The sequence below is a fragment of the Methylomonas sp. Uni0011 genome, assembly GCF_056850255.1.
Genome location: NZ_JBVVNO010000002.1, coordinates 213,601 through 236,089, shown reverse-complemented (window position 1 = coordinate 236,089; position 22,489 = coordinate 213,601). Strand labels below are relative to the sequence as shown.

General features: G+C 58.3%; 23 protein-coding genes. 6 read left to right on the top strand and 17 right to left on the bottom strand.

The window, feature by feature from the left end:
• Nucleotides 1–253 precede the first annotated feature (253 nt).
• From AC0IM9_RS03825 to AC0IM9_RS03815, 3 genes are all read right to left on the bottom strand, one after another.
• Nucleotides 254–787 carry a hypothetical protein gene (locus AC0IM9_RS03825; protein ID WP_278211256.1) on the bottom strand — a complete coding sequence of 178 codons (534 nt, stop codon included), beginning with the start codon at nt 785–787 and terminating at the stop codon, nt 254–256.
• Nucleotides 788–858: 71 nt separating this feature from the next.
• Nucleotides 859–1,335 carry an SRPBCC family protein gene (locus AC0IM9_RS03820; protein ID WP_140911154.1) on the bottom strand — a complete coding sequence of 159 codons (477 nt, stop codon included), beginning with the start codon at nt 1,333–1,335 and terminating at the stop codon, nt 859–861.
• Nucleotides 1,336–1,596: 261 nt separating this feature from the next.
• The gene (locus AC0IM9_RS03815) at nt 1,597–3,363 is read right to left on the bottom strand and encodes a L,D-transpeptidase family protein (RefSeq protein ID WP_482803122.1); all 1,767 of its coding nucleotides are present in this window, start codon (nt 3,361–3,363) and stop codon (nt 1,597–1,599) included.
• Between the two features lie 159 nt (nt 3,364–3,522).
• Between AC0IM9_RS03815 and AC0IM9_RS03810 the strand changes: the two genes are divergently transcribed.
• Nucleotides 3,523–4,812, top strand: coding sequence for a hypothetical protein (locus tag AC0IM9_RS03810; protein ID WP_482803121.1), 1,290 nt, complete (start codon nt 3,523–3,525; stop codon nt 4,810–4,812).
• On the opposite strand, the gene AC0IM9_RS03805 is transcribed toward AC0IM9_RS03810, so the two are convergent.
• Nucleotides 4,809–5,324 (bottom strand): O-acetyl-ADP-ribose deacetylase, encoded by a 516-nt coding sequence (locus tag AC0IM9_RS03805; RefSeq protein ID WP_482803120.1) that lies wholly within the window; start codon nt 5,322–5,324, stop codon nt 4,809–4,811. The genes AC0IM9_RS03810 and AC0IM9_RS03805 overlap by 4 nt on opposite strands.
• A gap of 123 nt (nt 5,325–5,447) precedes the next feature.
• On the bottom strand, nt 5,448–5,864 hold the full coding sequence (locus AC0IM9_RS03800) for a hypothetical protein (RefSeq protein ID WP_482803118.1): 417 nt from the start codon (nt 5,862–5,864) through the stop codon (nt 5,448–5,450).
• A 431-nt stretch (nt 5,865–6,295) separates the two neighbouring features.
• Between AC0IM9_RS03800 and AC0IM9_RS03795 the strand changes: the two genes are divergently transcribed.
• The 3 genes from AC0IM9_RS03795 to AC0IM9_RS03785 are packed head-to-tail and all read left to right on the top strand — an operon-like array spanning nt 6,296 to nt 7,214.
• Nucleotides 6,296–6,511 carry a DUF2905 domain-containing protein gene (locus AC0IM9_RS03795; RefSeq protein ID WP_482803117.1) on the top strand — a complete coding sequence of 72 codons (216 nt, stop codon included), beginning with the start codon at nt 6,296–6,298 and terminating at the stop codon, nt 6,509–6,511.
• A gap of 10 nt (nt 6,512–6,521) precedes the next feature.
• Nucleotides 6,522–7,025, top strand: coding sequence for a YqiA/YcfP family alpha/beta fold hydrolase (locus AC0IM9_RS03790; protein ID WP_482803116.1), 504 nt, complete (start codon nt 6,522–6,524; stop codon nt 7,023–7,025).
• A gap of 15 nt (nt 7,026–7,040) precedes the next feature.
• Nucleotides 7,041–7,214 (top strand): rubredoxin, encoded by a 174-nt coding sequence (locus AC0IM9_RS03785; RefSeq protein WP_140911148.1) that lies wholly within the window; start codon nt 7,041–7,043, stop codon nt 7,212–7,214.
• Between the two features lie 39 nt (nt 7,215–7,253).
• Here the strand turns inward: AC0IM9_RS03785 and AC0IM9_RS03780 are convergent, their stop codons facing one another.
• From AC0IM9_RS03780 to AC0IM9_RS03765, 4 genes are all read right to left on the bottom strand, one after another.
• On the bottom strand, nt 7,254–7,622 hold the full coding sequence (locus AC0IM9_RS03780; RefSeq protein WP_482803115.1) for a hypothetical protein: 369 nt from the start codon (nt 7,620–7,622) through the stop codon (nt 7,254–7,256).
• Nucleotides 7,623–7,718: 96 nt separating this feature from the next.
• Entirely contained in the window at nt 7,719–8,684 is a 966-nt protein-coding gene (gene hflC / locus AC0IM9_RS03775; protein WP_482803114.1) for a protease modulator HflC, read from the bottom strand.
• Nucleotides 8,681–9,661 (bottom strand): FtsH protease activity modulator HflK, encoded by a 981-nt coding sequence (gene hflK, locus AC0IM9_RS03770; RefSeq protein ID WP_482803113.1) that lies wholly within the window; start codon nt 9,659–9,661, stop codon nt 8,681–8,683. Before hflK ends, hflC begins: the two co-directional genes overlap by 4 nt.
• Nucleotides 9,662–9,712: 51 nt before the next feature.
• Entirely contained in the window at nt 9,713–12,862 is a 3,150-nt protein-coding gene (locus AC0IM9_RS03765; protein WP_482803112.1) for a bifunctional diguanylate cyclase/phosphodiesterase, read from the bottom strand.
• Between the two features lie 242 nt (nt 12,863–13,104).
• On the opposite strand from AC0IM9_RS03765, the gene AC0IM9_RS03760 reads away from it, so the two are divergent.
• Nucleotides 13,105–13,635: a peroxiredoxin gene (locus tag AC0IM9_RS03760; RefSeq protein ID WP_482803111.1), complete on the top strand. Its 531-nt coding sequence runs from the start codon at nt 13,105–13,107 to the stop codon at nt 13,633–13,635.
• Between the two features lie 39 nt (nt 13,636–13,674).
• Here AC0IM9_RS03760 and AC0IM9_RS03755 read toward each other — a convergent pair whose 3' ends face one another.
• From AC0IM9_RS03755 to AC0IM9_RS03745, 3 genes are all read right to left on the bottom strand, one after another.
• Nucleotides 13,675–14,076, bottom strand: a complete 402-nt coding sequence (locus AC0IM9_RS03755; RefSeq protein ID WP_482803110.1) for a hypothetical protein — start codon at nt 14,074–14,076, stop codon at nt 13,675–13,677.
• Between the two features lie 315 nt (nt 14,077–14,391).
• Nucleotides 14,392–14,904: a hypothetical protein gene (locus AC0IM9_RS03750; RefSeq protein WP_482803109.1), complete on the bottom strand. Its 513-nt coding sequence runs from the start codon at nt 14,902–14,904 to the stop codon at nt 14,392–14,394.
• 375 nt (nt 14,905–15,279) lie between these two features.
• Nucleotides 15,280–16,815 carry a cation:proton antiporter domain-containing protein gene (locus AC0IM9_RS03745; protein WP_482803108.1) on the bottom strand — a complete coding sequence of 512 codons (1,536 nt, stop codon included), beginning with the start codon at nt 16,813–16,815 and terminating at the stop codon, nt 15,280–15,282.
• A 213-nt stretch (nt 16,816–17,028) separates the two neighbouring features.
• On the opposite strand from AC0IM9_RS03745, the gene AC0IM9_RS03740 reads away from it, so the two are divergent.
• A complete protein-coding gene (locus AC0IM9_RS03740; protein ID WP_482803107.1) occupies nt 17,029–18,162 on the top strand; it encodes an aminotransferase class V-fold PLP-dependent enzyme in 1,134 nt (377 codons plus the stop codon).
• A 3-nt stretch (nt 18,163–18,165) separates the two neighbouring features.
• On the opposite strand, the gene AC0IM9_RS03735 is transcribed toward AC0IM9_RS03740, so the two are convergent.
• The 5 genes from AC0IM9_RS03735 to AC0IM9_RS03715 form a co-directional block, all read right to left on the bottom strand.
• On the bottom strand, nt 18,166–19,092 hold the full coding sequence (locus AC0IM9_RS03735; protein ID WP_482803106.1) for a vWA domain-containing protein: 927 nt from the start codon (nt 19,090–19,092) through the stop codon (nt 18,166–18,168).
• 71 nt (nt 19,093–19,163) lie between these two features.
• Nucleotides 19,164–19,730: an MxaK protein gene (locus tag AC0IM9_RS03730; protein WP_140911129.1), complete on the bottom strand. Its 567-nt coding sequence runs from the start codon at nt 19,728–19,730 to the stop codon at nt 19,164–19,166.
• Nucleotides 19,724–20,707, bottom strand: a complete 984-nt coding sequence (locus tag AC0IM9_RS03725; RefSeq protein WP_482803105.1) for a vWA domain-containing protein — start codon at nt 20,705–20,707, stop codon at nt 19,724–19,726. The genes AC0IM9_RS03730 and AC0IM9_RS03725 overlap by 7 nt, the downstream gene beginning before the upstream one ends.
• Entirely contained in the window at nt 20,704–21,618 is a 915-nt protein-coding gene (locus AC0IM9_RS03720; protein WP_482803104.1) for a nonribosomal peptide synthetase MxaA, read from the bottom strand. Before AC0IM9_RS03720 ends, AC0IM9_RS03725 begins: the two co-directional genes overlap by 4 nt.
• Nucleotides 21,615–22,469, bottom strand: a complete 855-nt coding sequence (locus tag AC0IM9_RS03715) for a DUF58 domain-containing protein (RefSeq protein WP_482803103.1) — start codon at nt 22,467–22,469, stop codon at nt 21,615–21,617. Before AC0IM9_RS03715 ends, AC0IM9_RS03720 begins: the two co-directional genes overlap by 4 nt.
• Between the last annotated feature and the right edge of the window lie 20 nt (nt 22,470–22,489).

The window sequence follows — 22,489 nt, the reverse complement described above, 5'->3', positions numbered from 1 at the left end:
ACTGGAGATAAGGATAGCCAAAAATCCGCTGGCTAATTTTTAGCCAATTTAAAAACACTTCAAAGCGGACGGGCTTTTTGACGGTTTGCCCACGATTTGACCACAAGTTTATCCACAGCTTCTGTGTATAACTGTACTTTCGTACAATAGGCACCCTGTGGATATATCGTTGCGCCTCAAGGGCAAATCGGCTTAAATTTACAGTGATTCAAAATATAAGACATTGATAAAATAGCGATAATCTAAATCCCGCCTATTCATCGCGCAGGACGATCGGCATGATTTTTTGCTCGACGTTGATCACGGCTTTATTCAGCACGAAAAAATGCTTGTCTTCGACAAACTGCACGCCCAGCATATAGAAAATCGGCCCCCAGAACGGGTTGATCATCAGCCCGCCCAGAATACTTTTCCAGGTGCGTTTCAGATTTTTCAACGGATTGAAGGCCACGGCCAGGGTTTGCTGCGGATGTTCTTCGAACACCTGCGCAATCGGTTTCAGCGCGGCCTGTTCCGAGTTGTCCAACACGGCCAGCGAATTGTTCAACTTGCGCGCCATCTTATAGAAATGCCAACGCGCCGCGCTCGCCGAAACGGCAAAGGTAATCGCCATCAACGGCAACAGAATGCTGGGCGGCAGTAACGGCGCAAAAGCCGGCGCCAATAATACGAGTCCGTAACCCAACATGATCGTGTCCTCGCCGCGTTCGACGTCGCGGTCCAGATTTTGGACTATCGCCACGACCCGATCGCCGGAAGGTTCCAAATAACCTGATTCTTCAGCCATCTCCGCCTCCTGAAGTTTGGTTTGGTATTCGGGATTAAATGCCTGGCTCGCGCAAATGTCAATCGCGCGCGTCAGTCCGGTTTGCTTGCTGCGCCGCCCCAACGTTGCAACAGATAATCGCGCCGGGTATCGAAAATTTGCCGCAATTTGCCGCCTATCAAAATTCGGTGCATAAATCGGCCGAACCAGCCCCACGGCATCGCATAAAACACAATATCCTCGACCTCCACGCCGTCGCCGGTTTCGGTAATCGCCACTTCATGACTCCAGAATGCGAATGGTCCGACGCGTTGCTGGTAAACAAACCGGCGGGGCTGGTCGCAGTGCGTGATTTCCGACAACCAGACCATCGGCCAAGCCAAGACCGCCTTCATCCGGTAGCAAATCAGCAAGCCGCCGTAAATCTGCTCCGGCACCGGCGACGCGATATCGACGTGAAAAAAATCCGGCGTAATCCGGTTCAAGTAGTGCGGAGACGAAAAAAACGCCCAAGCCTGCTTGGCGGACAAGGTTAAGGACTGGCTACGGTAAAGATAATAGACTTTCATGACGGCCCGAAGACAATGAGCGCAACGCTCTGCGTCTTGGAATTTACCGTAAAAATTTGCGGGCGCGAGCTTTGGTAGCACTCGAATTCGCAGTGAACCGCTTAAGGGTGACAGGGTTTCGGCCCCTGGGAAGACAGGGGCGCGCGCTGATGAACCCGGCCCCGTCAATGACTGGTATGCCGAGCAGACTGGCCTGGTCGAAAAGCCTATCGACAAGACTCACGCCGACCGGTCTTTAGGGGCCGGATTGATAACGGCCAACTAACTACCTGCGGTAGCGTTGCCTTTGCTGGTCAATTGCGAGCCGGTTTCGGGAACCGATTTGTTGAGCGCATTGCGCAACGCGGCGTCGTAGCCGTAGATATCCGGATAAAAGCGCGGCTTGCCGTCGCGATCGACAAATGCGGTCGCGTAGAAAAACAAGACCGGCACCGATTTTTTCAAGCTGACACGCTGAGTCTTGGGCCCGGCCATCGCCTGCCGGATGGTATCCGGATTCCACCCTTCCTGGTCGCTCAACACGAACTCGGCCAGTTTATCGGCCTCGGCGACCCGGACGCAGCCGTGGCTCAAATCGCGCCGGTCGCGGTTGAACGCGGCCTTACCCGGCGTATCGTGTAAATAGACCTCGGCCTTGTTCGGAAACACGAACTTCACCCGGCCCAAGGGATTGTTCGCGCCAGGACGCTGGCGGGCGCGAAGCCGGCCTTGCTTGAGATCGGCGACGACATCTTCTTCCTGTTCGTCGTCGCTGTATCGCTCGACCAGTTCGATGTCCTGATCGTCCAGGAAGGCTTCGTCTCCTTCCAATTTCGGCAGAATTTCCTTGTCCATGATGCTTTTCGGAATATTCCAGTACGGCATGAATTCCAGATACTTCATGTCCTCGGCCAGCATCGGCGTCAAATTTTCCGGGGCTTTACCGACGATCACCTTCATTCGCAAAGGTTGCGGGTCTTGCGAATCCTTGAAAGCCCAGAGCTGAAAAGCCGGGATATTGACGACGATATGCGGCCCGGCCGGGGGTTCCGGCAACCAGCGTATGCGTTCCATGGCCAATTCGATAGCGGCAATTTTTTCCGGCACCGATTGGTTCAGCAAGGCCAGGGTTTGTCGGCCGATCACACCGTCGGCCTTCAAGCCCTGGCGTTCCTGAATCCGCTTGACTGCGGCGACGCTGGCTTCGTCGTAAATATCGGCGGCCTTGTCGGCATCGGCCGCCGCCGGAAGGTCAGCTTCGCCCAATTCGCGCAGTCGTCGGCGCAGTTCCGGCATCTGGGCGTCGCCCTCGCCGGGGTGCAGCGATTTGGCGAATACCAAGCCGGCGCCGGATTGGGTCTCCGGCAATCGGCGGCGGAAGTCGGCCAGCGCACGCTTCAGCAACCGGTATTGCTCGTTATTCGGCGCGAGTTCGGCAGGCAATTGCGCCAGACTCTGCATTTGCCAATGCCGTTGCAGGACTGCCGCCAAATCCGGCTGCGGCCGCAATCCGCCGAGTTGCGCCGGATAATCCAGTTTCCGCGGATCGACCCGGCCCGAATGCAGATCGCCGGCATAACGCAGCAGCGCCGCAGACAAGGCCAAATCGTAACCGGCCAGCGCATCCGGCGCCGCAGTCTCGGCCAGCCGGGCGTATGCGGCCAGACGTTCCGCGTCGTAATGGCGAGGATTCAAGCCTTCATCGGCCGCATTCCGTAATACGGCCAAAGCCTGTTCCCGATTCTGCGCCGGGTTGGCGCCGCCAAACCACAACAAGCGATTGGCATTGGCCCGGTATAACTGAATCAGGGCTGGACGCTGCTCAGACAGTTCGGCTCCGGACAATAACGCTGAGCCGCCGCCGTTCAGAAAGGCCTCGATGGCTTTGCCGACATCGGTTTCAGCCGCTCCGGCGGCGACACCCCAATGACACATCAGCAAAACCGTGAAAAAACGCGGCAGAATACGGAGCAAACTTAGCGAACAGAACATAGTTATGGCTTGAATCGGGTTGATCGGATTAAATCGGGCCGGCAACGAGTCCGGCATTGCCAAGTGCGTATCACACCGTCCGGCAATTTTCATAACTTTACATTCTCTCACACAAGCTTTGTCCCCAGCCAAACTCGCCACACCGAAACTATTCCGGGCCACGACGTCCGGCGAGTTAAAATAACGCCAGAAGAAACCGCGCTTGCCGGATAGCCAATGACTCTCGCCCCCTTGCCTAAACTGGCGCTAAACGCCGAACAACTCAACCGAAGCTGCCGCTGTGCCTCGCTGAGCCGGGAGCTGTTGCGCCGGGAATTGGCCGACTGGGACGCCGCGCACGACATATACCGAATGATTGGAGAGGATCGGCCTCATTTGTTTGCCGAAGCGCCGGTGTTTCTGGACCGGGCCGGCCTGCAGGCGCAGTTGGCCGTCATCGCCGCGGCCGAAACAGTCATCGCCCTGCCCGCCTACCAAAAACGGGTGCTAGGCTATGCGCCGGAATCGGCACACTTTCCGGCCAAGGCCCACGGCGTATTCGTCGGCTACGATTTCCATTTGAGCCCGGACGGACCCAAGCTGATCGAAATCAACTCCAATGCCGGCGGCGGTTTGCTGAACGCGTTGGCGATCCGGGCGCAGATGCGCTGCTGCGAAGAAGCCGGCAGCCAGCGCCCCGGCGACGGGCCGGCGTTGGCGGCAACCGGAAGCGCGCCGGAAGCGCAATTCATGCAGATGTTCGCCGACGAATGGCGCTACGAACGCGGCGGACAAGCCTTGCAAACCATAGCCATCGTCGACGAAGACCCGCAAAACCAATACCTGTGGCCGGAATTTCTGCTGTTTCAAGCGCTGTTCGAACGCCACGGCATCCGAACTGTGATTTGCGATCCGGCCGAGCTGAGCCATCGTAACGCGGGTTTATGGCACGGCGATATCAAGATCGATCTGGTTTATAACCGGTTGACCGACTTCGGTTTGGAACACGCCAAACACCAGCCCTTGTTGCAAGCTTATCTGGCCGGCGACGTGGTGTTGACGCCGCATCCGCGCAACCATGCACTGTATGCGGACAAAAGAAATCTGGCCTTGCTCGGCGACGCCGAATTCCTGGCCGAAATCGGCATCGACGCCGCCAGCCGCGACATTCTCTGCCGCGGTATCGCCGAAACCCGCATCGTTGCAGCGCAAGATGCCGAGTGGTTATGGCAACAGCGCAAGCAGTTATTCTTCAAACCGGCCAAAGGCTACGGCAGCAAAGCGGCCTACCGCGGCGACAAGCTGACCTTGCGGGTGTTCGACGAGATTCTGCGCCACGATTATGTGGCGCAGACGCTGATCAAGCCCAGCGAACGGCAACTGGATGTCGGCGATTTGAAACTGGATTTGCGCCACTTCGTCTATCGCGGCCAAACCCAACTGGTTTGCGCCCGGCTGTACCAGGGCCAAACCACCAATTTCCGCACGCCGGGCGGCGGCTTCGCTCAGGTGGTGGTTACGCCTTAAACCGCCTTGTTCAGCAAGGCGCGGTAGATATCCAAATCCGCATCCGAGAAGCAGCAAAAGGTCACGGCCAGCCGATACGCCGGGTCACCTAAAAAGCCCACAACGGTATCGACTGCAATTTCGGCAGCCTCGCGCGGCGGATAACCGTAAATACCGGTACTGATGCAGGGAAAGGCCAGACTCTCCAGCCGCTGCGCCGCCGCCAGCCGTAGCGAGTTTTGATAACAGGCCGCTAACAGCGTGGCCTCGTTTTCCCGGCCGCCGCGCCAGATCGGCCCCACGGTATGGATGACGTACTTGGCCGGCAAGCGGTAAGCTCTGGTCAACTTGGCCTCTCCGGTCGCACAACCGCCCAAGCTGCGGCACTCAGCCAATAATTCCGGTCCCGCCTTACGATGAATCGCCCCATCCACCCCACCGCCGCCGAGCAACGAAGAGTTTGCGGCATTGACGATGGCATCGACGGCCAATTCGGTAATGTCTGAGTGAATGGCGGAGATTGTGGGGTGCATGAGGTTTGGGTTTTGTTGGATTCGGGCCGCATTGAGACGTTGAGCTTTTTAGTTTATGGCGGCAGTTAAGCCAAAAACTAAAAAGCTCAACGAGCAAGAAGGCACGGAGTATAGAACTCCTGGTTATGAATCTAATGACCCTAAATCGAAGCCATTGGTAGCCGGAATAACCTTGAAACCTAAAGCCAAAGCACAGTGAAAGCGGTGGCTGCCCTCAACCAATTTGAATTTGAAAGCTGGGTCTGTAGAAGGCAACACCTTAACTGGCTCAATTGGATGATTTTCACGTAGCCAGCTAAGGATTCGCAATACGCGGGTCTTGGCCGTTTCGCCAGTTTCAAGGTTGTCGCAGAAAACACCTCGCTTGATAGAGCGCTGAACTAGCGGAGCTACTTCATTGAGGCTCACGAAAATGATTTTTTCGGGGCCAATGTCCATGGGTACATAGCTTTCTTGTCTTGGGGAGAAGTTCGCTACGCCAGCTTCAACAAGCCAGTCGTCTGGAATTTCGAAGGACAGCTCATGATGTTGATAGATCATCGTTTTGGTACATAACGTAAAGCTAACCGGACGAGGCCCGGAGAGCTGAAAAACAAAACTGGATCATAACTTCGCTCCGGTTGAGCGCCATGTTAGGGCCGTAGGCTGGGTGGAGCGGCAGCGATACCCAGCTTTAACGGCTTTTAGCTGGGTTTCATTATCATTCAACCCAGCCTACTTCCAGATACACAGCTTCAGTTTATTATCTATCAGCGGTCATTGGAAAGTTCAACCGACTGTCGCTTTCGGGTCGGCTTTAGCCAATCGAACTAGCATCCAAGATTATCCTCAACTAATTCGCCCACCAAGAACGCGTTTCGCTAAACTGGCTATTTTCGCCATTTCTTAAACGACTCAACCCGAGCCTGGCGCTGCACAACGAACCCGTACGGCATAGAATAGCCCGATGCGTTTTAAAAAGAGGAGCTAGCATGGAATCCGGCAAAGCCTTGATAAGTATTGGCGCCCTGCTTCTGGCCCTGGGTTTGGTCATCAACTACGCGCCCTGGCTGGTCAGTTGGTTCGGTAAATTGCCCGGCGACATTCGTATTCAAAATAAGAACAGCTTTGTATTCATTCCGATCACGTCGATGATCGTGCTCAGTGTGCTGATCACTGTGCTGGCTAATCTGTTTTTTCGAAAATGAGGGGAAAGAGATGAATAACCTGGTGGTATACAACCACGGCAAGGACAGTATTCCGTGGGGCGAAAAAGCCCTGGCGCTGGCCGAGGTGGCCAGGAGCCGCGGTTTCGAGTTTATTAGCCCGGACTATCAGGCCAGCAACGATCCGGAATGGCGAGTCGATCGACTGTTGGCGATGGATTTGCACGGTTACGAGCGGATCGTGCTGGCCGGCTCCAGCATGGGCGCTTACGTGGCGACCGTCGTCGCCGAAACGATCAAACCGCATGGCCTGTTTTTAATTGCCCCGGCGTTTTACCTGCCCGGTTATGCCCGCGACCGTTTCGCCCCCGGTACAGACAACATTGAGGTATTTCACGGCTGGCAAGACGACGTCGTGCCGCCTGAAAACGCTTGGCGCTTTTGCCGGGAGCACCGCGCCCGCTTGCACATGCTGGACTCGGACCACCGCCTGCTCAGCATTTTGCCGCTGATGACGGCAGCCTTCGACCGCTTCTTGGCCGAACTAACGCCTTAACCGGGAGAGAAGCGTATGGCCGCATACAAAAAATACCATTGCCGCGAATGCGAACACATTTACGACGAAGCCAAAGGCGATCCGGACAGCGGCATCGCTCCCGGCACCCGCTGGGAAGACATCCCGGACGACTGGCAATGTCCGATTTGCGGCGCGCCGAAAAGCTTTTTCCAACTGCTTAATTATTAAGTCGCGGTCGCTGACGGCCGACCGGACTTGGCAATCAGATCAGTACATGCCGTTACCTAATAGTGCGCCGGCCGCGGCGCCGATGCCGGCGGCCAACGGGTCGCCGCCGCCGAAGTGGTAGCCCATCGCACTGCCGACCATGCCGCCCAGCAAACCTTGCGGGTTACGTTGGTCGTACTGGTCATAACGCGGCTGCGGCGGCGGTGCATAGTACGAAGGCTCCGGAACGTATTCCACCACCGGCGGCGGCGCTGGTTGGTAGTAAATCACCCGCTCCCGGTATTCCGGGTAATAATCGTGGTGATGATGGTGGTGATGGCCCCAACGGTGGCCCCAACCTTCGTGGTCGGCCAATGCTGCCGACGAAAACGCCAAACTGAAAACGGCAATTATGGTTTTCTTACACATATCAAAGCTCCTTTTCGCAAAATGATCGTGTTGGGATGCATCATGCGAGCGGCAACTTAATTCCGACTTAACCGCGCGCGGCCGCCGGTAAAGCCGTCAACGCCCTTTGGCGTCGGCGCGTTTCAACAGACCGAATAAGTCGCTGTTGGTGGACAGCACCAGACTGGCTTCGCCGCCGATCACGGCCCGATAAGTCTCCATACTTTTCAGGAATTTATAGAACTCCGCCGCTTCCGGCTTTTGTGCGTAGGCTTTGGCGTAAATCTCGGCGGCCTTGGCGTCGGCCGCGCCTTGAATTTCCTGGACCTGTTTGTAAGCCGCGGATTCGATCTCGTTGATATCGCGTTCCTTGTTGCCGTGGATACGGGCGGCTTCGCCCTCGCCTTCCGAGCGGAAACGTTGCGCAATTTGCAGGCGCTCGCTGATCATGCGCTGGTGTATCCGCTCCAACACCTGCCGGTTGTAATTGATCCGTTTGAAGCGTACGTCCAGTAATTCGATGCCGAACTCGGCCAATTTCGGCGCTGCCGCGTTGAATACATCGCGCTCGATCGCTACCCGACCGACCCGGATCGGCCGCAACACGCCGATTCCGGCTTCGCTGGCGAGGCCCGCCAGACTCTCGTCCTGCATCGGCTTGCGATCCTTGTCAGTGCGGACCACCTCGATCAGTTCATGACGGGCGATTGCGGTACGGGTTTCGCTGCCCAGGATGTCTTCCAGCCGGGATTGGGCGCTACGCTCGTCACGCAGCCGCAGGTAGTAGCGCATCGGATCGGTGATGCGCCAGCGGGCAAAAGTATCGACCTGAACGTAGGTTTTGTCCTTGGTCGACATTTCCACCATCGGCCCGTCCCAAGCCAGATAGCGCTTGTCGAAGCTGTTGATTTGTTGCACGAGCGGCAATTTAAGTTGCAAACCCGGCTCGGTGATGGGCGGCCCGACCGGCTTGCCGAATTGGGTAACGATCACCTGCTCGGTTTGGTTGACGGTGTAGGCGCAGGTCAGCAAAAAAATCAGCGCGATCGCGATTAAGCCTAACGATTTTCCGGCGCCGCTCATTTCGCCACCTCGCCACCTGACGGACCAGGCACCGCCAACAGCGGCAGAATCTGTTGCACCGAATCGTCAACGATGATTTGTTGTTTGGCCTGCGGCAGCACCTCGGCCATGGTTTCCAGATATATCCGGGCGCGGGTCACTTCCGGCGCTTTCAAATACTGTTCCAGGACCTGGTTAAAAGCGGTGACGTCGCCTTCGGCTTCGTTGATCCGTTTGAAGCGGTAACCCTCGGCGGCACGTATCCTCTGGTCGGCCTCGCCGCGCGCCTTCGGCACCGCCTTGTTGTATTCGCCGTTGGCCAGATTGATCACGTTCTCCCGGTCCTGCTGCGCCCGGTTGACTTCGTTAAACGACGGTTGCACCGGTTCCGGCGGATTGACGTTTTTTAATTGCACCTGATTGATCGTGACGCCCAAACGATAGCGCTCGGCCAGTTCGCGCACCCGTGCCAGCACGGTTTCTTCGATCTCCTGCCGGCCAATCGTGATGATTTCATCGACGGTACGATCGCCGACCACTTCCCGCATCGCTGCTTCGGAAATGTCGCGCAAGGTGAGGCCGGGATCACGCACATCGAACAAATACTTTTCCGGGTCGGTGATCCGGTACTGCACGATCCATTCCACCAGCGCCGAGTTCAAATCCCCGGTCACCATTGCCCGCTCCAGCTCCGGCTCTTCGCCGGCCTGGTCCGGATTGGTGAAACCGGGCGTGGCAAAGCCGAATTCCAGCTTTTGCTGGCGTTGGGTCGGCACGGTTATCACTTCATCGACTCCGAACGGTAACTTGGCATGCAGGCCGGACGGCACTTGCTCGATGAATTCGCCGAAGCGTAAAACGATGCCTTCCGACTCGGCCGGAATCGTGTAAAAACACATGCTGACGGCAATCAGGCCGCCGATGCCGAGCAGCACGGCTGCCGGTGGCAGCGGCAGCGACTGCGGCCAACGGTCGAAAAGGGGTCGAGGATTGTTCATCGGCAAGCTCCAAATCGAAGCGGCCGCAACAGGCGGCCTGACGCCACAAGCTTAGCGCAAAAAATCAATCAATTCGGCTACGGTCAACGGCCGGCTGAACAGATAGCCCTGCATTTCGTCGCAGCCTTGTTGTTGCAAGAAGGCTTTCTGCTCCGGCGTTTCGACGCCCTCGGCAATGGTCGCCAAACCCAGACTGTCGGCCAGACTGATCACTGCGCTGACGATCGCTTTGTCTTCGGCGTCGGTGGTGATATCACGCACGAACGACTGGTCGATTTTCAGTTTGTAGACTTTGAACTTCTTCAGGTAGCTTAATGACGAATAACCGGTGCCGAAGTCGTCGATGGCGACCCGGATACCGCGCCGGTGCAGATTGTCCATCGCCGCAATCGCCGCCTGCGGATGGTTCATCGCGACGCCTTCGGTCAACTCCAATTCCAGATATTCCGGCGGCAACCCTTCGTCGGCCAGGATGCCGCCAACCAAATCCGGCAGAGTCGGCTGGCTAAATTGCACCGCGGACAAATTCACCGCCATGACCAAAGGCCCCAGCCCTTCGGCCATGATTTGCCTGGCTTGGCGAACCGCGGTTCTGATCACCCATTCCCCGATCGGCAGGATCAGACCGCTATCCTCAGCGACCGGAATGAATTCTGCCGGCGATACCAGGCCCAGTTCGGGATGACGCCAGCGCAGCAAGGCTTCGGCGCCGGTTATCTGGTCGGTTTTCAGCGACAACTGCGGCTGGTAGTGCAACTCCAGTTCACCTCGCTCCAGCGCGTGGCGCAGGCCGTTGACCAATTGCAGATTACGCGCCGAGTTGGCGTGCATTTCCGGCGTAAAGAAGCGGCAACCGTGGCGGCCCTCCAATTTCACCCGGTACATCGCGGTATCGGCGCTTTTCGATAAGGTCTCGAGATCTTCGCCGTCGTCAGGATACAACGCGACACCGATGGACGCGCTCATAATCAAATCGTGATGCTCGATACGAAACGGTTCGGAAATCGCGTCCAACAACTTTTGGGCGATCACCGTAGCGCTACTGGCATTGGCTCCCGGCAGCAACACGATGAACTCGTCTCCGCCCAGTCGGGTAACGATATCCTCCATCCGTAGCGCGGCACGCAAGCGCGAAGCCAATTCGACCAGCAACGCATCGCCAACGCTGTGTCCCAAGGTATCGTTGACGTCTTTGAAGTGGTCGATGTCCAAAAACATCAGCGCCAGTTGGCCGTTAGCCCGCTGGGCCAGACCCAACGCGCATTTCAAGTGGTTGTTTAGCTGGCTGCGATTGGGCAAGCCGGTCAACGGGTCGTAGTTGGCCAAATGGTAAATGTGTTCCTCGGTTTGTTTGCGCTCGATGGCCAAAGCCACAAAATGCGCCACCATATCCAGCAGACGCAAAGCAAAATGATCCGGAGACGCCGGATAGCGCTGGTAAATCGCAAAGGTACCCAGCACTTTTTTTCCGGAACCCAAAATCGGCTCCGACCAGCAAGCACCCAGGCCGGCTTGCGCCGCCAACTCTTTAAAGTTTTTCCAATACGGATGTTGAGCGATGTCGGCAACAACAGTACGTTGACCGGTAAATGCAGTGTTGCCGCAAGAACCGACTCCGGGACCTATTTCGCATCCGTCGATCGCCCGGTTGTAGAAATCCGGCAAACCGGGCGCCGCGGCAACCCGCACCTGCCGCCCGCTTTCGTCCAACAGCAATACCGAACAAATACAATCCGGCATTGCGCTTTCCAATTTACGCACCACTTCGTCCAACAACTCCCGCAAGGAACCGCCGCTGTTCAGCCGTTCCAACATGAAAGTGCGCAAAGTTTCCATTTGCAGGGCGTGCTGGCGCTCGGCATCGCGTTCGAAGCCGGTCAAGGCGTGGTCGATGTCCATCGCCATTTCCAACAACAAATTGCGGGCCGAAAAATCGAACGCATTGACGCTATCGGCATACAGATTCAAAGTCCCGACCGGCGTGCCATTCCGGTGTAAGGGCAAAGCCGCCGATGCCAGCCAGCCGCAACGGGCGCCGCGGTCGTGCCACACCGATGTCGCCGGATCGTTCAGATAGTCCTGACACCAGTAAACCCGGTCTTCACGCAACGCGGTTCCGCTTGGTCCACAACCGGAGTCTTGTCTGGGATCGATACTAATCTCGATGTCGGCCAGATATTCCACGCCGCTACCGTAACTCGCCACCGGCAGCAGGTACTGCCCGCTTGGATCCAACATGCCGATCCAGGCCATTTTCATGCCGCCGAACATGACCGCATCGCGACAAATTTGCGGAAACAATTCGGCTTCGGAACTGCAGCGGACGATGGCCTGATTACACTGGCTCAATGCCGCGTACAGCTGAGTCAGACGTTGGGTTTTGGCTTCCGCTTCCCGCCGCTCCGCATCGACTTGCGCCAACTGGCGTTGGGTTTCCGATAACCAGCCCATCACGCTATCGCTCAAATCATCCGGTACTGGCGGCTGTTGCGCGAAATCGCCGCGACCCAAGCGGGCAATTTGAGTACGCACTTCTTCCGGCTCTGCGCCCAAAATGCCGAACACACTGCGATGGACCCGCCATAACGCCAACGCCAGCATCAGGCCCGCCGCTGCCACGGCCAAGCCAAGCGCTGCTGCAATATCGCGGTTGTGTTTTACCAGCAATGCCGTTCTGCTCCGCGCCATATCTCCGGCCTCGGTGAGCGTCTGCAGAAATTCGGCCTCGGTTTGGCGATAGGCTTGGCTTTCGAGCATCGCCGCCGCCTTTAGTCGTTCCAGTTCGTCGTCTACGCCGTTTTCGACCAATTGCACCGCCGCCAATTCGATATCCGCCAACTGATCCGCTTTGGCCTGCGCCTGTGTCAGTTTCGCCAATTCCGCAGAGGTAAAGTCAGCCTCGCGCATTGAATCCGACCGCACCGCACCGCCGGCGTTACGGCTATCCCGGATTTCTCGGTGACGCTGCCGGTCGCTTAGCTCGCCGCGAATGACATAAGCAAGCGCCAGCCGCCGCGATTCGACGGCAGTTTGCCGCAACGCGTCGGCCGTACGCTGCAGCGCCAGGCCAGACTGTTCGGCAGCGTCAATTCGGCTTTCGAGATGGAGATAGAGGAAAATCGAAGCGACAAGCAGCGCCAGGCTCAGCGCACTGAGCAAAACACTGTTGGTAAAACTGGAATAACGGCGCGGCCGGTTCATGGGATTCCCCCTTGGCGATAAGCCACTGGACGCTGCTGCTTCGAACGCTGTGCTGACGAAACACTTGCTGCAAACGGCCCGATTATTCCACACTGCCGCCTGCGCCGCCGCCTGTTCGCGTCGGGAACTTAGCGCCGCGGCACAACTTTTTTGCTACCGCTCAACAAATGCTACCTAAAGCGCCGACCTTGGCCGACAATAGCCGGCATGCTCCCACCGTCACTCTGCCGAGGAAAATATCCATGAATCGATTCAGCGCCTTATTGATCCCGCTCGTACTGTTTTTCGGCGGCCTGCCGCCTGCCTTTGCCGAGCAATTGCAAATCGGCAATACCGCACCCACGTTTCAGGCCAAGACCCACGACGGCGGCGAGTTCGACCTGAACTCGCGCCGCGGCAATGGCTGGACCGTACTGTATTTTTATCCGAAAGCCGGCACGCCGGGCTGTACCGCCCAAGCCTGCGCCTTCCGCGACGCGATTCAGACCATACGCCAGCAAGGTGCCGAGGTTTACGGCCTCAGTACCGATTCGGTCGCCGAATTGGCCAAATTCCACCGCGAGCACAAACTCGGCTTCACGCTGCTCTCCGATCCGGACGCCAGCGTCACCCAAGCTTACGGCGCGAAAATGCCGGTGTTGACCATGGCCAAACGCTGGACTTTCATCATCGACCCCGAATTGAAGGTGCGCCGTATCGACAACGATGTGGACCCGGCCCTGGACGCCCAAAAAGTCGCGGCGGCACTAAAACAACTGCAAGGCAAACCCTGATCGGGCACAGCCGCCCCGGAAGCGCGACCGGGGCTCAAATTACTGGATCCGGACCAAATAGCCGTCGGTTTTTTCGCAGCTCGGCTTGCTGTGCGCCGTGACGCTGATTCTGACGAAACCGTGCTCGATCGGCCGGTCTATCTTGCCGCGCACCTCGTAACGCCCACTTTTGTGTTGGCTGATGTAGAGTTCCTTGGCGGTATATTCGTATTTGATATCGCCGGCACTGACATGGACCACGATAGACGTCGGCGTCGTGTTGGCAGACGCCGACAGCGAGAACTCCTGAAACGTCTGCAAATATTTGTTGGCCGCCGGTTGAAACTCGGAAAACGCCGGCTTATCGCAATGGCTGGAACTCTGGCCGCTGCCGTAAGCGTAAACGCTATCGGCGCCCAGGCTTAACAACAAGGCGGCGGTAAGGCGAAAAATCGTGGTCATCTATATCTCCATTGGCAGGCATTGGTTGAATTGGCTGCATAGCTTACCAAGAAAAAACGCTTTGGCCGGAGAGGGATAAAACCATTCGGCCCGGAGCCTCGCAAACCGCGAGGGCAATGGCATTAAATTAACTTCGGAAGGGTGTGTTGGCGGGCGCGGGGTCTGGCTGAGTTGGCTTTCGGCCAGTTGCGGACCGACGGAGCATATTTCTCAATGGCCGGTTTACGCCCGAATTTGCTCATTTGATGTTTGATTTAGCCCGTTGATCGTCTCAGGGAGCTAGTTATCATACAGCTGCACGGTGCTGAAGCAGCCTCATTGATAAAATTCGGTTGGAGAAAGCTTTTTTGTTACAGGTCTGTCACTACCGGATTTTATGACGATCTCAGATGTTATCGGCCCATCATCAAAGCATGGTGGATCGAACTGGTAAGGTGGCAAGACAATTTCCTCACCCCGTCGAACCTCCGCCCATACTGACATATAGGAACCGCAACGACTCTCAAGGTTGGGATTACCTGGTACTGGGCCAATAGTTATTTCGTAAAGCCCATCTTTTAGCTTGCATTGGCCTTTGGCCGTTTTGGCCTCGATGACAAGCATATGAGTATCTCGCTCCTCTGTAACAATAAGTGACCAAGGGTCCCATTGAAATAGGCTTTTGTTCTTGGTCATTTCTTCGCCGATTTCGTTATAGGCCGCCGCGTAAGAGAGAACAAGTGCATTCTGATGGGCATCACATTTGTAACCGATGAGTTTGTGCAGTTCATCGGCATGTGCTGCCATAATTGGTGAAAATAACAACAGGATTCGGAAGAATCTCGGCATGTAAGTATCGGTTTAACAAGGAATTATGTAGTCAATTGTATATCATCGGTGCTAAACAACATGGCGGGAAAAATACCAGATGCAGTCATCCAATCAATTGAGCCGATCGTCCGCTTGGGGTCGACATTCGCCGCTCAGGACCGTTGGCTGGGTAGAGCAACGCAAAACCCAGCAGATGTCTTGAAACAACCAGGATTCTTTGCATTCAAACTACTCTTTTTATAACGAAACTTATCGGCTTCGAAGCTGGGTTTCATTGTCATTCAACCCAGCCTACGTCCACAAACTCAGATTCAACCAATCACCCATTAGCAGTCATTGGAAATATCAACCAACTCGCTTATGGCTCGACTTTCGCCGCCCAACACTCCGTCATCACCCCTCACCCCCCAACATATTCCTGGCCAATTGATTACCCGCTTCAACCAGCGGATGAATCACGAAGTCGGCGCCGGCGCGGTTTAGTTCGGGTTCTTCGTCCTGGTGGTGGCACAGCGTGCCGATTCGGCCTTTGAAGCCGCGTTTGCGCAGTTGGCTGATGGCGAGCAGACGGGTTTCGACCTCCGGTACGGTAACCACAACGCCCTTCATTCGCTCCAGGCGCAATCCGCTCCACAGCTCGCTGTCTTCGGCATCGCCGTAGACCACGCGCCGGCCCTCGGCCAACAGGTTTTCCAATACGGTGGGGTCGGCGTCCAGGCCCACTACCCGCTGCTCCTGCGCCGACAAAGCTTGGTAGGCCGAGACGCCGGTGCGGCCCATGCCGATCACCAACCATTCGGCGACGCCGAAGGATTCCGGCAATCGGTCCGGATTGCCGGTTTTCTTTTCGAAGCGCACCAGAAACGGTTCGAACCAGGAAAACAGGGCATGCGAATAGCGGTTCAGCGGCGCCGCAAACGCCAGCGAGCCGGCCACCGCCAGACTGATGACGGCATTCCATTCGCCGGGCAGCAAGTTGGCGTCCACCACGGCACGGGTCGTAATCAGCGCGAATTCGCTGTAGGTGGTTAACGCCAGCGTCGAGACGAAAGCGGTACGCGCCCGCAGACCGGCAAACAGGAACAAACCGAAAAACAATATGCCTTGCACCGGCAACAACGCCAACAATTGCAGCGCCATGAACACTTGTTCCCGGCTGGGGAGATCGCTGATACCGATCTGCAGAAAAAACGCCACCAGGAACAGTTCTTTCAAGCTCCACAAGCGGTCGGTCAACTCGTGGATTTTGGCATGGTTGGCCAGCATGATGCCGGTCAGTAACGCGCCGATGTCGGCCGATATCCCCGATTTTTCGGCGGCAACGCCACCGGCCAAGGCCAGGGTGACCCCCAGGAGCAGCAATAGTTCGGACGAACGGCTGGCAGCGAGCATCCGATGGGCCAGCGGCCGCAGCAGCGGCAACAAAAACAAGGCCAAGGCCCAATGCGTCGGCTGTTTTCCCTCCGCCACCGCCAGCAGCCCGATCGCGACGATATCCTGCAAAATCAGAATACTCATCACGTCGCGGCCGTGCAGGGACGACAATTCGCCGTTGTCTTCCAGCACCTTGATCGCCAGCACGGTACTGGAAAAAGCCAGACTGACGCCCAGCACCAGGCCGCCGGTGACATGCCGCTCCAACCAGAAAAATACCAGCGCCGAAAAAAACGTGGTCATCAACAGGTGGGCGCCGCCGACGCTGATCACCTCGCGCCGGATTAACGAAGCCGGCTTCAACTTCAACCCGACCGAAAACAACAGCAGTTCGATGCCGATCTCGGCGATGTGGTTCAGATCGGCCAACGGCGCGACGCCGAGCGCATTCAGGGCATAGCCGGCCGCCAGATAGCCGACTAACGGCGGAAACGACAACCTGCTGGCGACCAGGCCAGTCAGATAGGCTGCGCTAATCCAAATCAATTCCATCATGTTCGATAACTTTTAAAATCTGAATGTTTAGTCTCGGCAACGGTTCGCGGCCGCCAACAGCGTTTTATATCACGGCTTGGCCGACACCGAGCTTTGCCGGTAGCCGGTAAATGCCGACAATCGATTGAAATTGCGCCGCCACCCCCGTTATGATTGGTCTCGAGCCAGTCACCCGTGCCCCGCGCGGCATTCCTACCAGCCGGAGCCCCGATTATGAAACATCCCGAATTTCCGCTCAGCGACGAATTGATCTACTTGAACCATGCCGCCGTGGCGCCGTGGCCGAAACGCACCAGTGCCGCCGTCATCGCCTTTGCCGAACAAAACCGCGACTGGGGTTCGCATTACTACCCGGATTGGCTGAAAAAAGAATTGCTGATTCGGCGCCAGTTCAAGGAATTGCTCAACGCGGCGTCGGCCGACGATATCGCCCTGGTCAAAAACACCTCGGAGGCGTTGTCCTTCGTGGCCTGCGGCCTGACCTGGCAAGCCGGCGACAACATCGTTTCCAGCAACGAAGAGTTCCCCTCCAACCGCCTGCCCTGGCAAGCCCTGGCGGCTCGGGGCGTGGAATTCCGCGAGGCCGACCTGCGCAGCGCGGCGACGCCGGAAGACGCGCTGTTTGCGCTGGTGGACCAAAACACCCGGCTGCTGACCGTCAGTTCGATCCAGTTCGGCTCCGGTCTCAGAATGGATTTGGAGCGGATCGGCGAATTCTGCAAGCGGCGCGGCATCCTGCTTTGCGTCGACGCGATTCAAAGCCTGGGTGCGGTGCAATTCGACGTACAGGCCTGCCAGGCCGATTTTGCGATGGCCGACGGCCACAAATGGCTGTTCGGCCCGGAGGGCTTGGGCGTGTTTTACACGACACCTGAGGCGAGGGAGCGGCTGAGTTTGAGCCAGTACGGCTGGCACATGATGAAGGACACCCACAACTACGAGAACCGGCCCTGGGAGATTCACCCCAGCGCCCGCCGCTTCGAATGCGGCAGCCCGAACATGCTGGGGATTCAGGCCCTGTCGGCCAGCCTGTCGTTGTTATTGGAGACCGGGATGGCAACGGTGGAAACGCTGGTGCTGGAACGCAGCGACTTTTTGCGTCACGCCATCCGCAATCAGCCGAATCTGTTGTTGCTGTCCGAAGCGGCGCCCAGACTGAAGTCCGGCATCGTCGTGTTCAAACACCGCGAAGCCGGTAACGAGACGCTGTACCGGCATCTGCAACAGCACGGCGTGGTCTGCGCCTTGCGCGGCGGCGGCGTGCGTTTCTCGCCGCATTTTTACAACTCGCTGGACGAGATCGACCGCGCCTTGGCGATTGCCGCCGACTGCCCGCCGGCTGACTAAGCCTTAGTTGCGCCAGTACAGCGCCGCCAGCGCCAACCCGGCCAACCCGGCAAATTGCCAGGCGATGTCGGTTTCGGTCTGCCCCGGTTCGGCAAAGCCGCTCTGTGCCAGCGCCAAACCCAAGCTTTCCGCATCCAGCAGGCGCTGATAGCGCAAGCCGCTGTCGCCGGCCAGTTTACGCAGATAGTCTTCGTGCAAGCGGCTCAAATGCTCGTCGCCGCTCACCGCCCGACTGCCGAACGGCGCGTTGCGGGCGTCGTAGCCTTCGATTTTTTCCGGATTCAAATCAGACTCGCCGAAGGTGGAGCGGTGCGGTACATCTTCCGGCCGGTAAAACCCCAAACGCTTGCCGTTGGCATCGAATTTCGGAATCGGCGCCGCCTGGTCGCCGCCGACGCCGACGATCAAGCCCTTGACCTGACCTTTGAATACGGTCAAATCCGGCTGGTAGCGCGGATTCGGCGGCGGCGCTTCCTGGCCGTCACTGAAAAATACCAAACTATCCCGGCTGTTTTTGAAGGCTTCCAGCGTCGATGCCAGGCCGGAGGCAATGCGGCTATCCGCCGCCCAGGCCATGCGCCAATCCAAGGCCGCTATGGCCGCATCGATTTCGGCAAAGCCGGCACAGACTTCGATCGGTTCGAACAACACCACCGAACGCCGTTCGGTAAACACGCCCAAACCGACTTGCGATTGACAGGGCAAGGCCAGCAGTTGTTGGCGCAGGGTCTGCTTGACGAACTCCAGCCGGCTGACGGACAGGCCGTCGCTCTGGTAGTCCTCGGTGTTCATGCTGCGGGTGATGTCGACGACGAACACCAGCCGGTACAAGGGCTGGCGGGCAACGCGGGTCGGCCCGGCCGCCGCGACCAGGGCCAACACCAGCGCCGCGGCCAACAGCCAGAAACGAAAATCCTTGACTAGCGTCATTGGCAATAGCTCCGGCAGTGACAGCTTGCGACTGGATTAGCGAATGCCATGTTCCAACCTGAAGCCAGGCATTACGGCAAGCCACGCGGAAAGCCCGGCAACGAAGTCCACAGTTCGGACTTTTGCGAACCGTCGTCTTCCTGATTGCCGCTGTTGATCCGGTCCATTTCCGGCAGTAAACGCATCGCCACTTCCAGATTGTATTTGGCATCCCAAAAGCCGGGGTCGGCGGCCAGCGCCTCGCGGTAGGCCTGTTTGGCCAGGCCGACCAACGGCGTCGCACTATCGACACCGCCTGCCTTCAACTTCTCCTGGGCCTGGGTCAGATACAGATTGCCCAGATTGTAGCGGGCCTGAGCGCGCAAAGCCGGCGGCGCCTGCTGCAACAACAGATTCAAGGTCGCCAACGCATCGTCGTAACGCCCGGCTTTGCGCAAATACACCGCCCGCGCCAGTCGCAACGCCGGATCGGCATTGGCGAAATCCTCGACCGCGACATCGCGTCCGGCCAGCAACTGCCCGATCAGCCGGTTTTGCCCGGCAATCCCGGCCCAGAGCCAAGCCTGGCTCAGCGCCACCGCCAGTGCCGCGGCCAGCGCGGTCCACCAAAAACCGTGTTTGATGCGTCGGATTAACATTTGGCCTCGCAAGCTTTAACAGCGATCAGGAGTAACAGCAGCAACGCCGCGCTGCGGTAGCACAGCGGCGCCAAATCCTGCTTTGGAATCCGTTCGAAATAATGCAGCGGTTGCTGTTCCAGCCGGTTGATATCCTCTATCGCCTGCCGCATCGCGCCGGGGTCTTCCGCTTGATAGGCCTGATAGGGAATATGCAGGCTGGAAAAGAACAAGTGCAAATAGCGCTCCGGCATGGCCTGGGCGTTGTCGTCGCGCGGATCGCTCGGCTGGTCGAACAGGCCGGGACTATTGGCGGTGCGCAAAAACACCCAGTACAAGCGTACCTGCTGGCGCTGAAACAATTCTCTGAGCTTGGCTTCGCTGTCCGGATCTATCACCGCGGCGCCGTCCGACACCAACAAAACGATACGGGCGCCGGTCGCCGGGCGTTGGTCGAAGTAGGACAAGGCCAGCGCCAAGCCCTTGCTGACGTTGGTATAGGCCAGCGCCGGCCGCGCGGTTGCGGCGATGGCGGCCGCAACGGCCTGCTTGTTCTCGGTCAGCGGCGTGACGAATAGCGGCGAGGTACTGTAAGCGGCGACGCCGATCAAATCGTGTTCGCGGCGTTCGACGAATTGGCTCAGCAAACGCCGGGCGGCGGCGGCCTTGCTCTCGGCCCCGCCGGTTTCGGCGGCGGTACCGGCAAAGGTCTGATCCATGCTGTTACTGCGGTCCAGCAGCAACACGATATGCGCGCCGTGGCCGATGCGCTCGACCTGCTGTTCGGTGCGGTAAATCCCGGCCATCCCCAGTACCAGCCCCGCCAAGGCCAACGCGCCCAGCAGCCGGATGGCGGCGTCGACCGCCAGCGACAGCCCGTCCGCCGGTATCAGGTCCAACGCCGGATGGCCGGTTACGCGCTGGCCGTAGCGCAGCAAGGGCAACGCACAGAGCAGCAGGCCGGCCAACAGCCAGGGTTGTTCGACGGCCAGATTCACCGGCTGCCCCGTTCTATCGCCCGGCACCAGCCGCACAGTTTTTGCAGGCGATCGAAATCGGCGCCGACCAAGTCCGGCTGTCCGGCAAAGAAAAACCGGTTGGAGTAATCGAAAAACCAGACCAGTTCGGATTGGATTTGGCCGAATTCTGGATGCGCCCGCAAAAACTCCGGCAGACGATGGCCGAATACCGGTGCACCGTAAGTCGCATTAAGCGCGCTGTGCAAAGCAGCCAGTCCGGCTCCCAATTCGGCCGGCGCCAAGCGGCGCAAATGCTTTTCGGCGGTTTTGAACGGACTGCGCCGGGCAAACCAGGGCAGATAACCGTACTGCCGCGCCAGCTTCAAGCCCAACGCCGCCGCGGCCATCAGCGCCAATACCAGATTGGTGCGCACGGCTGCGGTCGACAACAAGGCCGGCGGTTGATCCGGCCGTAAATATTCGCCGTCGACATCCTGCCGGGCGATCAATTCCCGCAATGGCGCCAGCGTGAACTGCCACGGCGGCACGCTTTCCTCGACGGTTTGGCCGTATTGGCTGAAGCGCAAGGCAAAGCCGGGGATGGTCAAGGCTTTCACTTCCAGCGGCGCATAAAACACCTGGTATTCCAGGTCGATCCGGTATGTGCCGTCGCCGGCCTCGGCCAGCTCGATCCGGCGCAGATTCAACCAGCGGTTCAGCGGGCCGGGCTTGGGCAGGCTGGCCGGCTGCAGTTGCACGCCGGGCCGGGTCTGCACCAGAATCCGCATCGGCACGGTATCGCCGATCTGATAACCGAACGGCCGCGGCGTTTCCAGATTGAAGGCCTCGACCGGCCGGCTCGGGCCGCCGGCACACGCTGCTGCCAACGCTGCCGCAATCGCCAACGCCACCAGACGCGAGAATGCTGCTAGGTATCGGCACGACTTCACGCTGCCCGCTCCAGGAAATAACGATTGAATTGTTCGACCCGGTAACCCTGTTCGATGAACAGCGGTTCGCTGCCGGCGGCGCGAAACAAGCGCTGCAACAGGGACCGGCGCCGGCTGTAGGCTAGCTCGATGCGCCGTTTCAAAGACGGCCGCAACCACAATCGCCGGCGGCGACCGCTTTCCGGATCTTGCAGTGCCAGCAACCCCCAATCCGGCAAGGCGCGGTATTCGGCGGCGTCCCAGATCAACAACGGCACCAGTTCGTGGCGGCCTACGCTCGCCAATAAAGCAGGCAATTGCGCGGTCGGCCAATGGCCGTCGCCGAGCAAAAACAACAAGGCCCGCCGCCGCGGCAAGTAAGCGCCGGCCTGCCACAAACCTTGGCAGCCGCGTTGCTGCGGCAGTTGTTCGAGGATGCCGCTCAAGGACGATAACCAACTCAGATCGCCGCCGGGCGGCGCATACAACAAGGGCTTCTCGTCGGGGCCGAAACCGGCAAAACCGATCCGATCGCCGCAAGCCAAAGCCGATTCGGCGATAGCGCGAATCAGGTCGAGCATGACTTGGCGTTTATCGAAAACGCCGCGGTAAGCCAGCGACGCCGACAGATCCGCCAGCACCATGACCTCGACCCGGTCGTGTTCCTGGTAGGCCTTGACCCGGTATTGGCCGAACGGATCGAGCAGGCTGGCGCGCAAATCCAGCCGGCGCGGATCGGGCCGGGCCAGTAGCGCCTCATGGCGTTTGAATAATTGGCCGTTGCCGACCAGCTGGCCGGGGTGGGCGCCGGGGTAAACCTCGACGGCCGGTCTGGGCAAGCGATAGCAGAAAGGTTCGATACGAGAGGCCATGGCATGGTGAGCTGGAGACA

Coding starts and splice junctions, on each gene's coding strand:
- AC0IM9_RS03825 (WP_278211256.1), bottom strand. CDS start 787: ATGGCTGAAGAATCAGGTTATTTGGAACCTTCCGGCGATCGGGTCGTG.
- AC0IM9_RS03820 (WP_140911154.1), bottom strand. CDS start 1,335: ATGAAAGTCTATTATCTTTACCGTAGCCAGTCCTTAACCTTGTCCGCC.
- AC0IM9_RS03815 (WP_482803122.1), bottom strand. CDS start 3,363: ATGCCGGACTCGTTGCCGGCCCGATTTAATCCGATCAACCCGATTCAA.
- AC0IM9_RS03810 (WP_482803121.1), top strand. CDS start 3,523: ATGACTCTCGCCCCCTTGCCTAAACTGGCGCTAAACGCCGAACAACTC.
- AC0IM9_RS03805 (WP_482803120.1), bottom strand. CDS start 5,324: ATGCACCCCACAATCTCCGCCATTCACTCAGACATTACCGAATTGGCC.
- AC0IM9_RS03800 (WP_482803118.1), bottom strand. CDS start 5,864: ATGATCTATCAACATCATGAGCTGTCCTTCGAAATTCCAGACGACTGG.
- AC0IM9_RS03795 (WP_482803117.1), top strand. CDS start 6,296: ATGGAATCCGGCAAAGCCTTGATAAGTATTGGCGCCCTGCTTCTGGCC.
- AC0IM9_RS03790 (WP_482803116.1), top strand. CDS start 6,522: ATGAATAACCTGGTGGTATACAACCACGGCAAGGACAGTATTCCGTGG.
- AC0IM9_RS03785 (WP_140911148.1), top strand. CDS start 7,041: ATGGCCGCATACAAAAAATACCATTGCCGCGAATGCGAACACATTTAC.
- AC0IM9_RS03780 (WP_482803115.1), bottom strand. CDS start 7,622: ATGTGTAAGAAAACCATAATTGCCGTTTTCAGTTTGGCGTTTTCGTCG.
- hflC (WP_482803114.1), bottom strand. CDS start 8,684: ATGAGCGGCGCCGGAAAATCGTTAGGCTTAATCGCGATCGCGCTGATT.
- hflK (WP_482803113.1), bottom strand. CDS start 9,661: ATGAACAATCCTCGACCCCTTTTCGACCGTTGGCCGCAGTCGCTGCCG.
- AC0IM9_RS03765 (WP_482803112.1), bottom strand. CDS start 12,862: ATGAACCGGCCGCGCCGTTATTCCAGTTTTACCAACAGTGTTTTGCTC.
- AC0IM9_RS03760 (WP_482803111.1), top strand. CDS start 13,105: ATGAATCGATTCAGCGCCTTATTGATCCCGCTCGTACTGTTTTTCGGC.
- AC0IM9_RS03755 (WP_482803110.1), bottom strand. CDS start 14,076: ATGACCACGATTTTTCGCCTTACCGCCGCCTTGTTGTTAAGCCTGGGC.
- AC0IM9_RS03750 (WP_482803109.1), bottom strand. CDS start 14,904: ATGCCGAGATTCTTCCGAATCCTGTTGTTATTTTCACCAATTATGGCA.
- AC0IM9_RS03745 (WP_482803108.1), bottom strand. CDS start 16,815: ATGATGGAATTGATTTGGATTAGCGCAGCCTATCTGACTGGCCTGGTC.
- AC0IM9_RS03740 (WP_482803107.1), top strand. CDS start 17,029: ATGAAACATCCCGAATTTCCGCTCAGCGACGAATTGATCTACTTGAAC.
- AC0IM9_RS03735 (WP_482803106.1), bottom strand. CDS start 19,092: ATGACGCTAGTCAAGGATTTTCGTTTCTGGCTGTTGGCCGCGGCGCTG.
- AC0IM9_RS03730 (WP_140911129.1), bottom strand. CDS start 19,730: ATGTTAATCCGACGCATCAAACACGGTTTTTGGTGGACCGCGCTGGCC.
- AC0IM9_RS03715 (WP_482803103.1), bottom strand. CDS start 22,469: ATGGCCTCTCGTATCGAACCTTTCTGCTATCGCTTGCCCAGACCGGCC.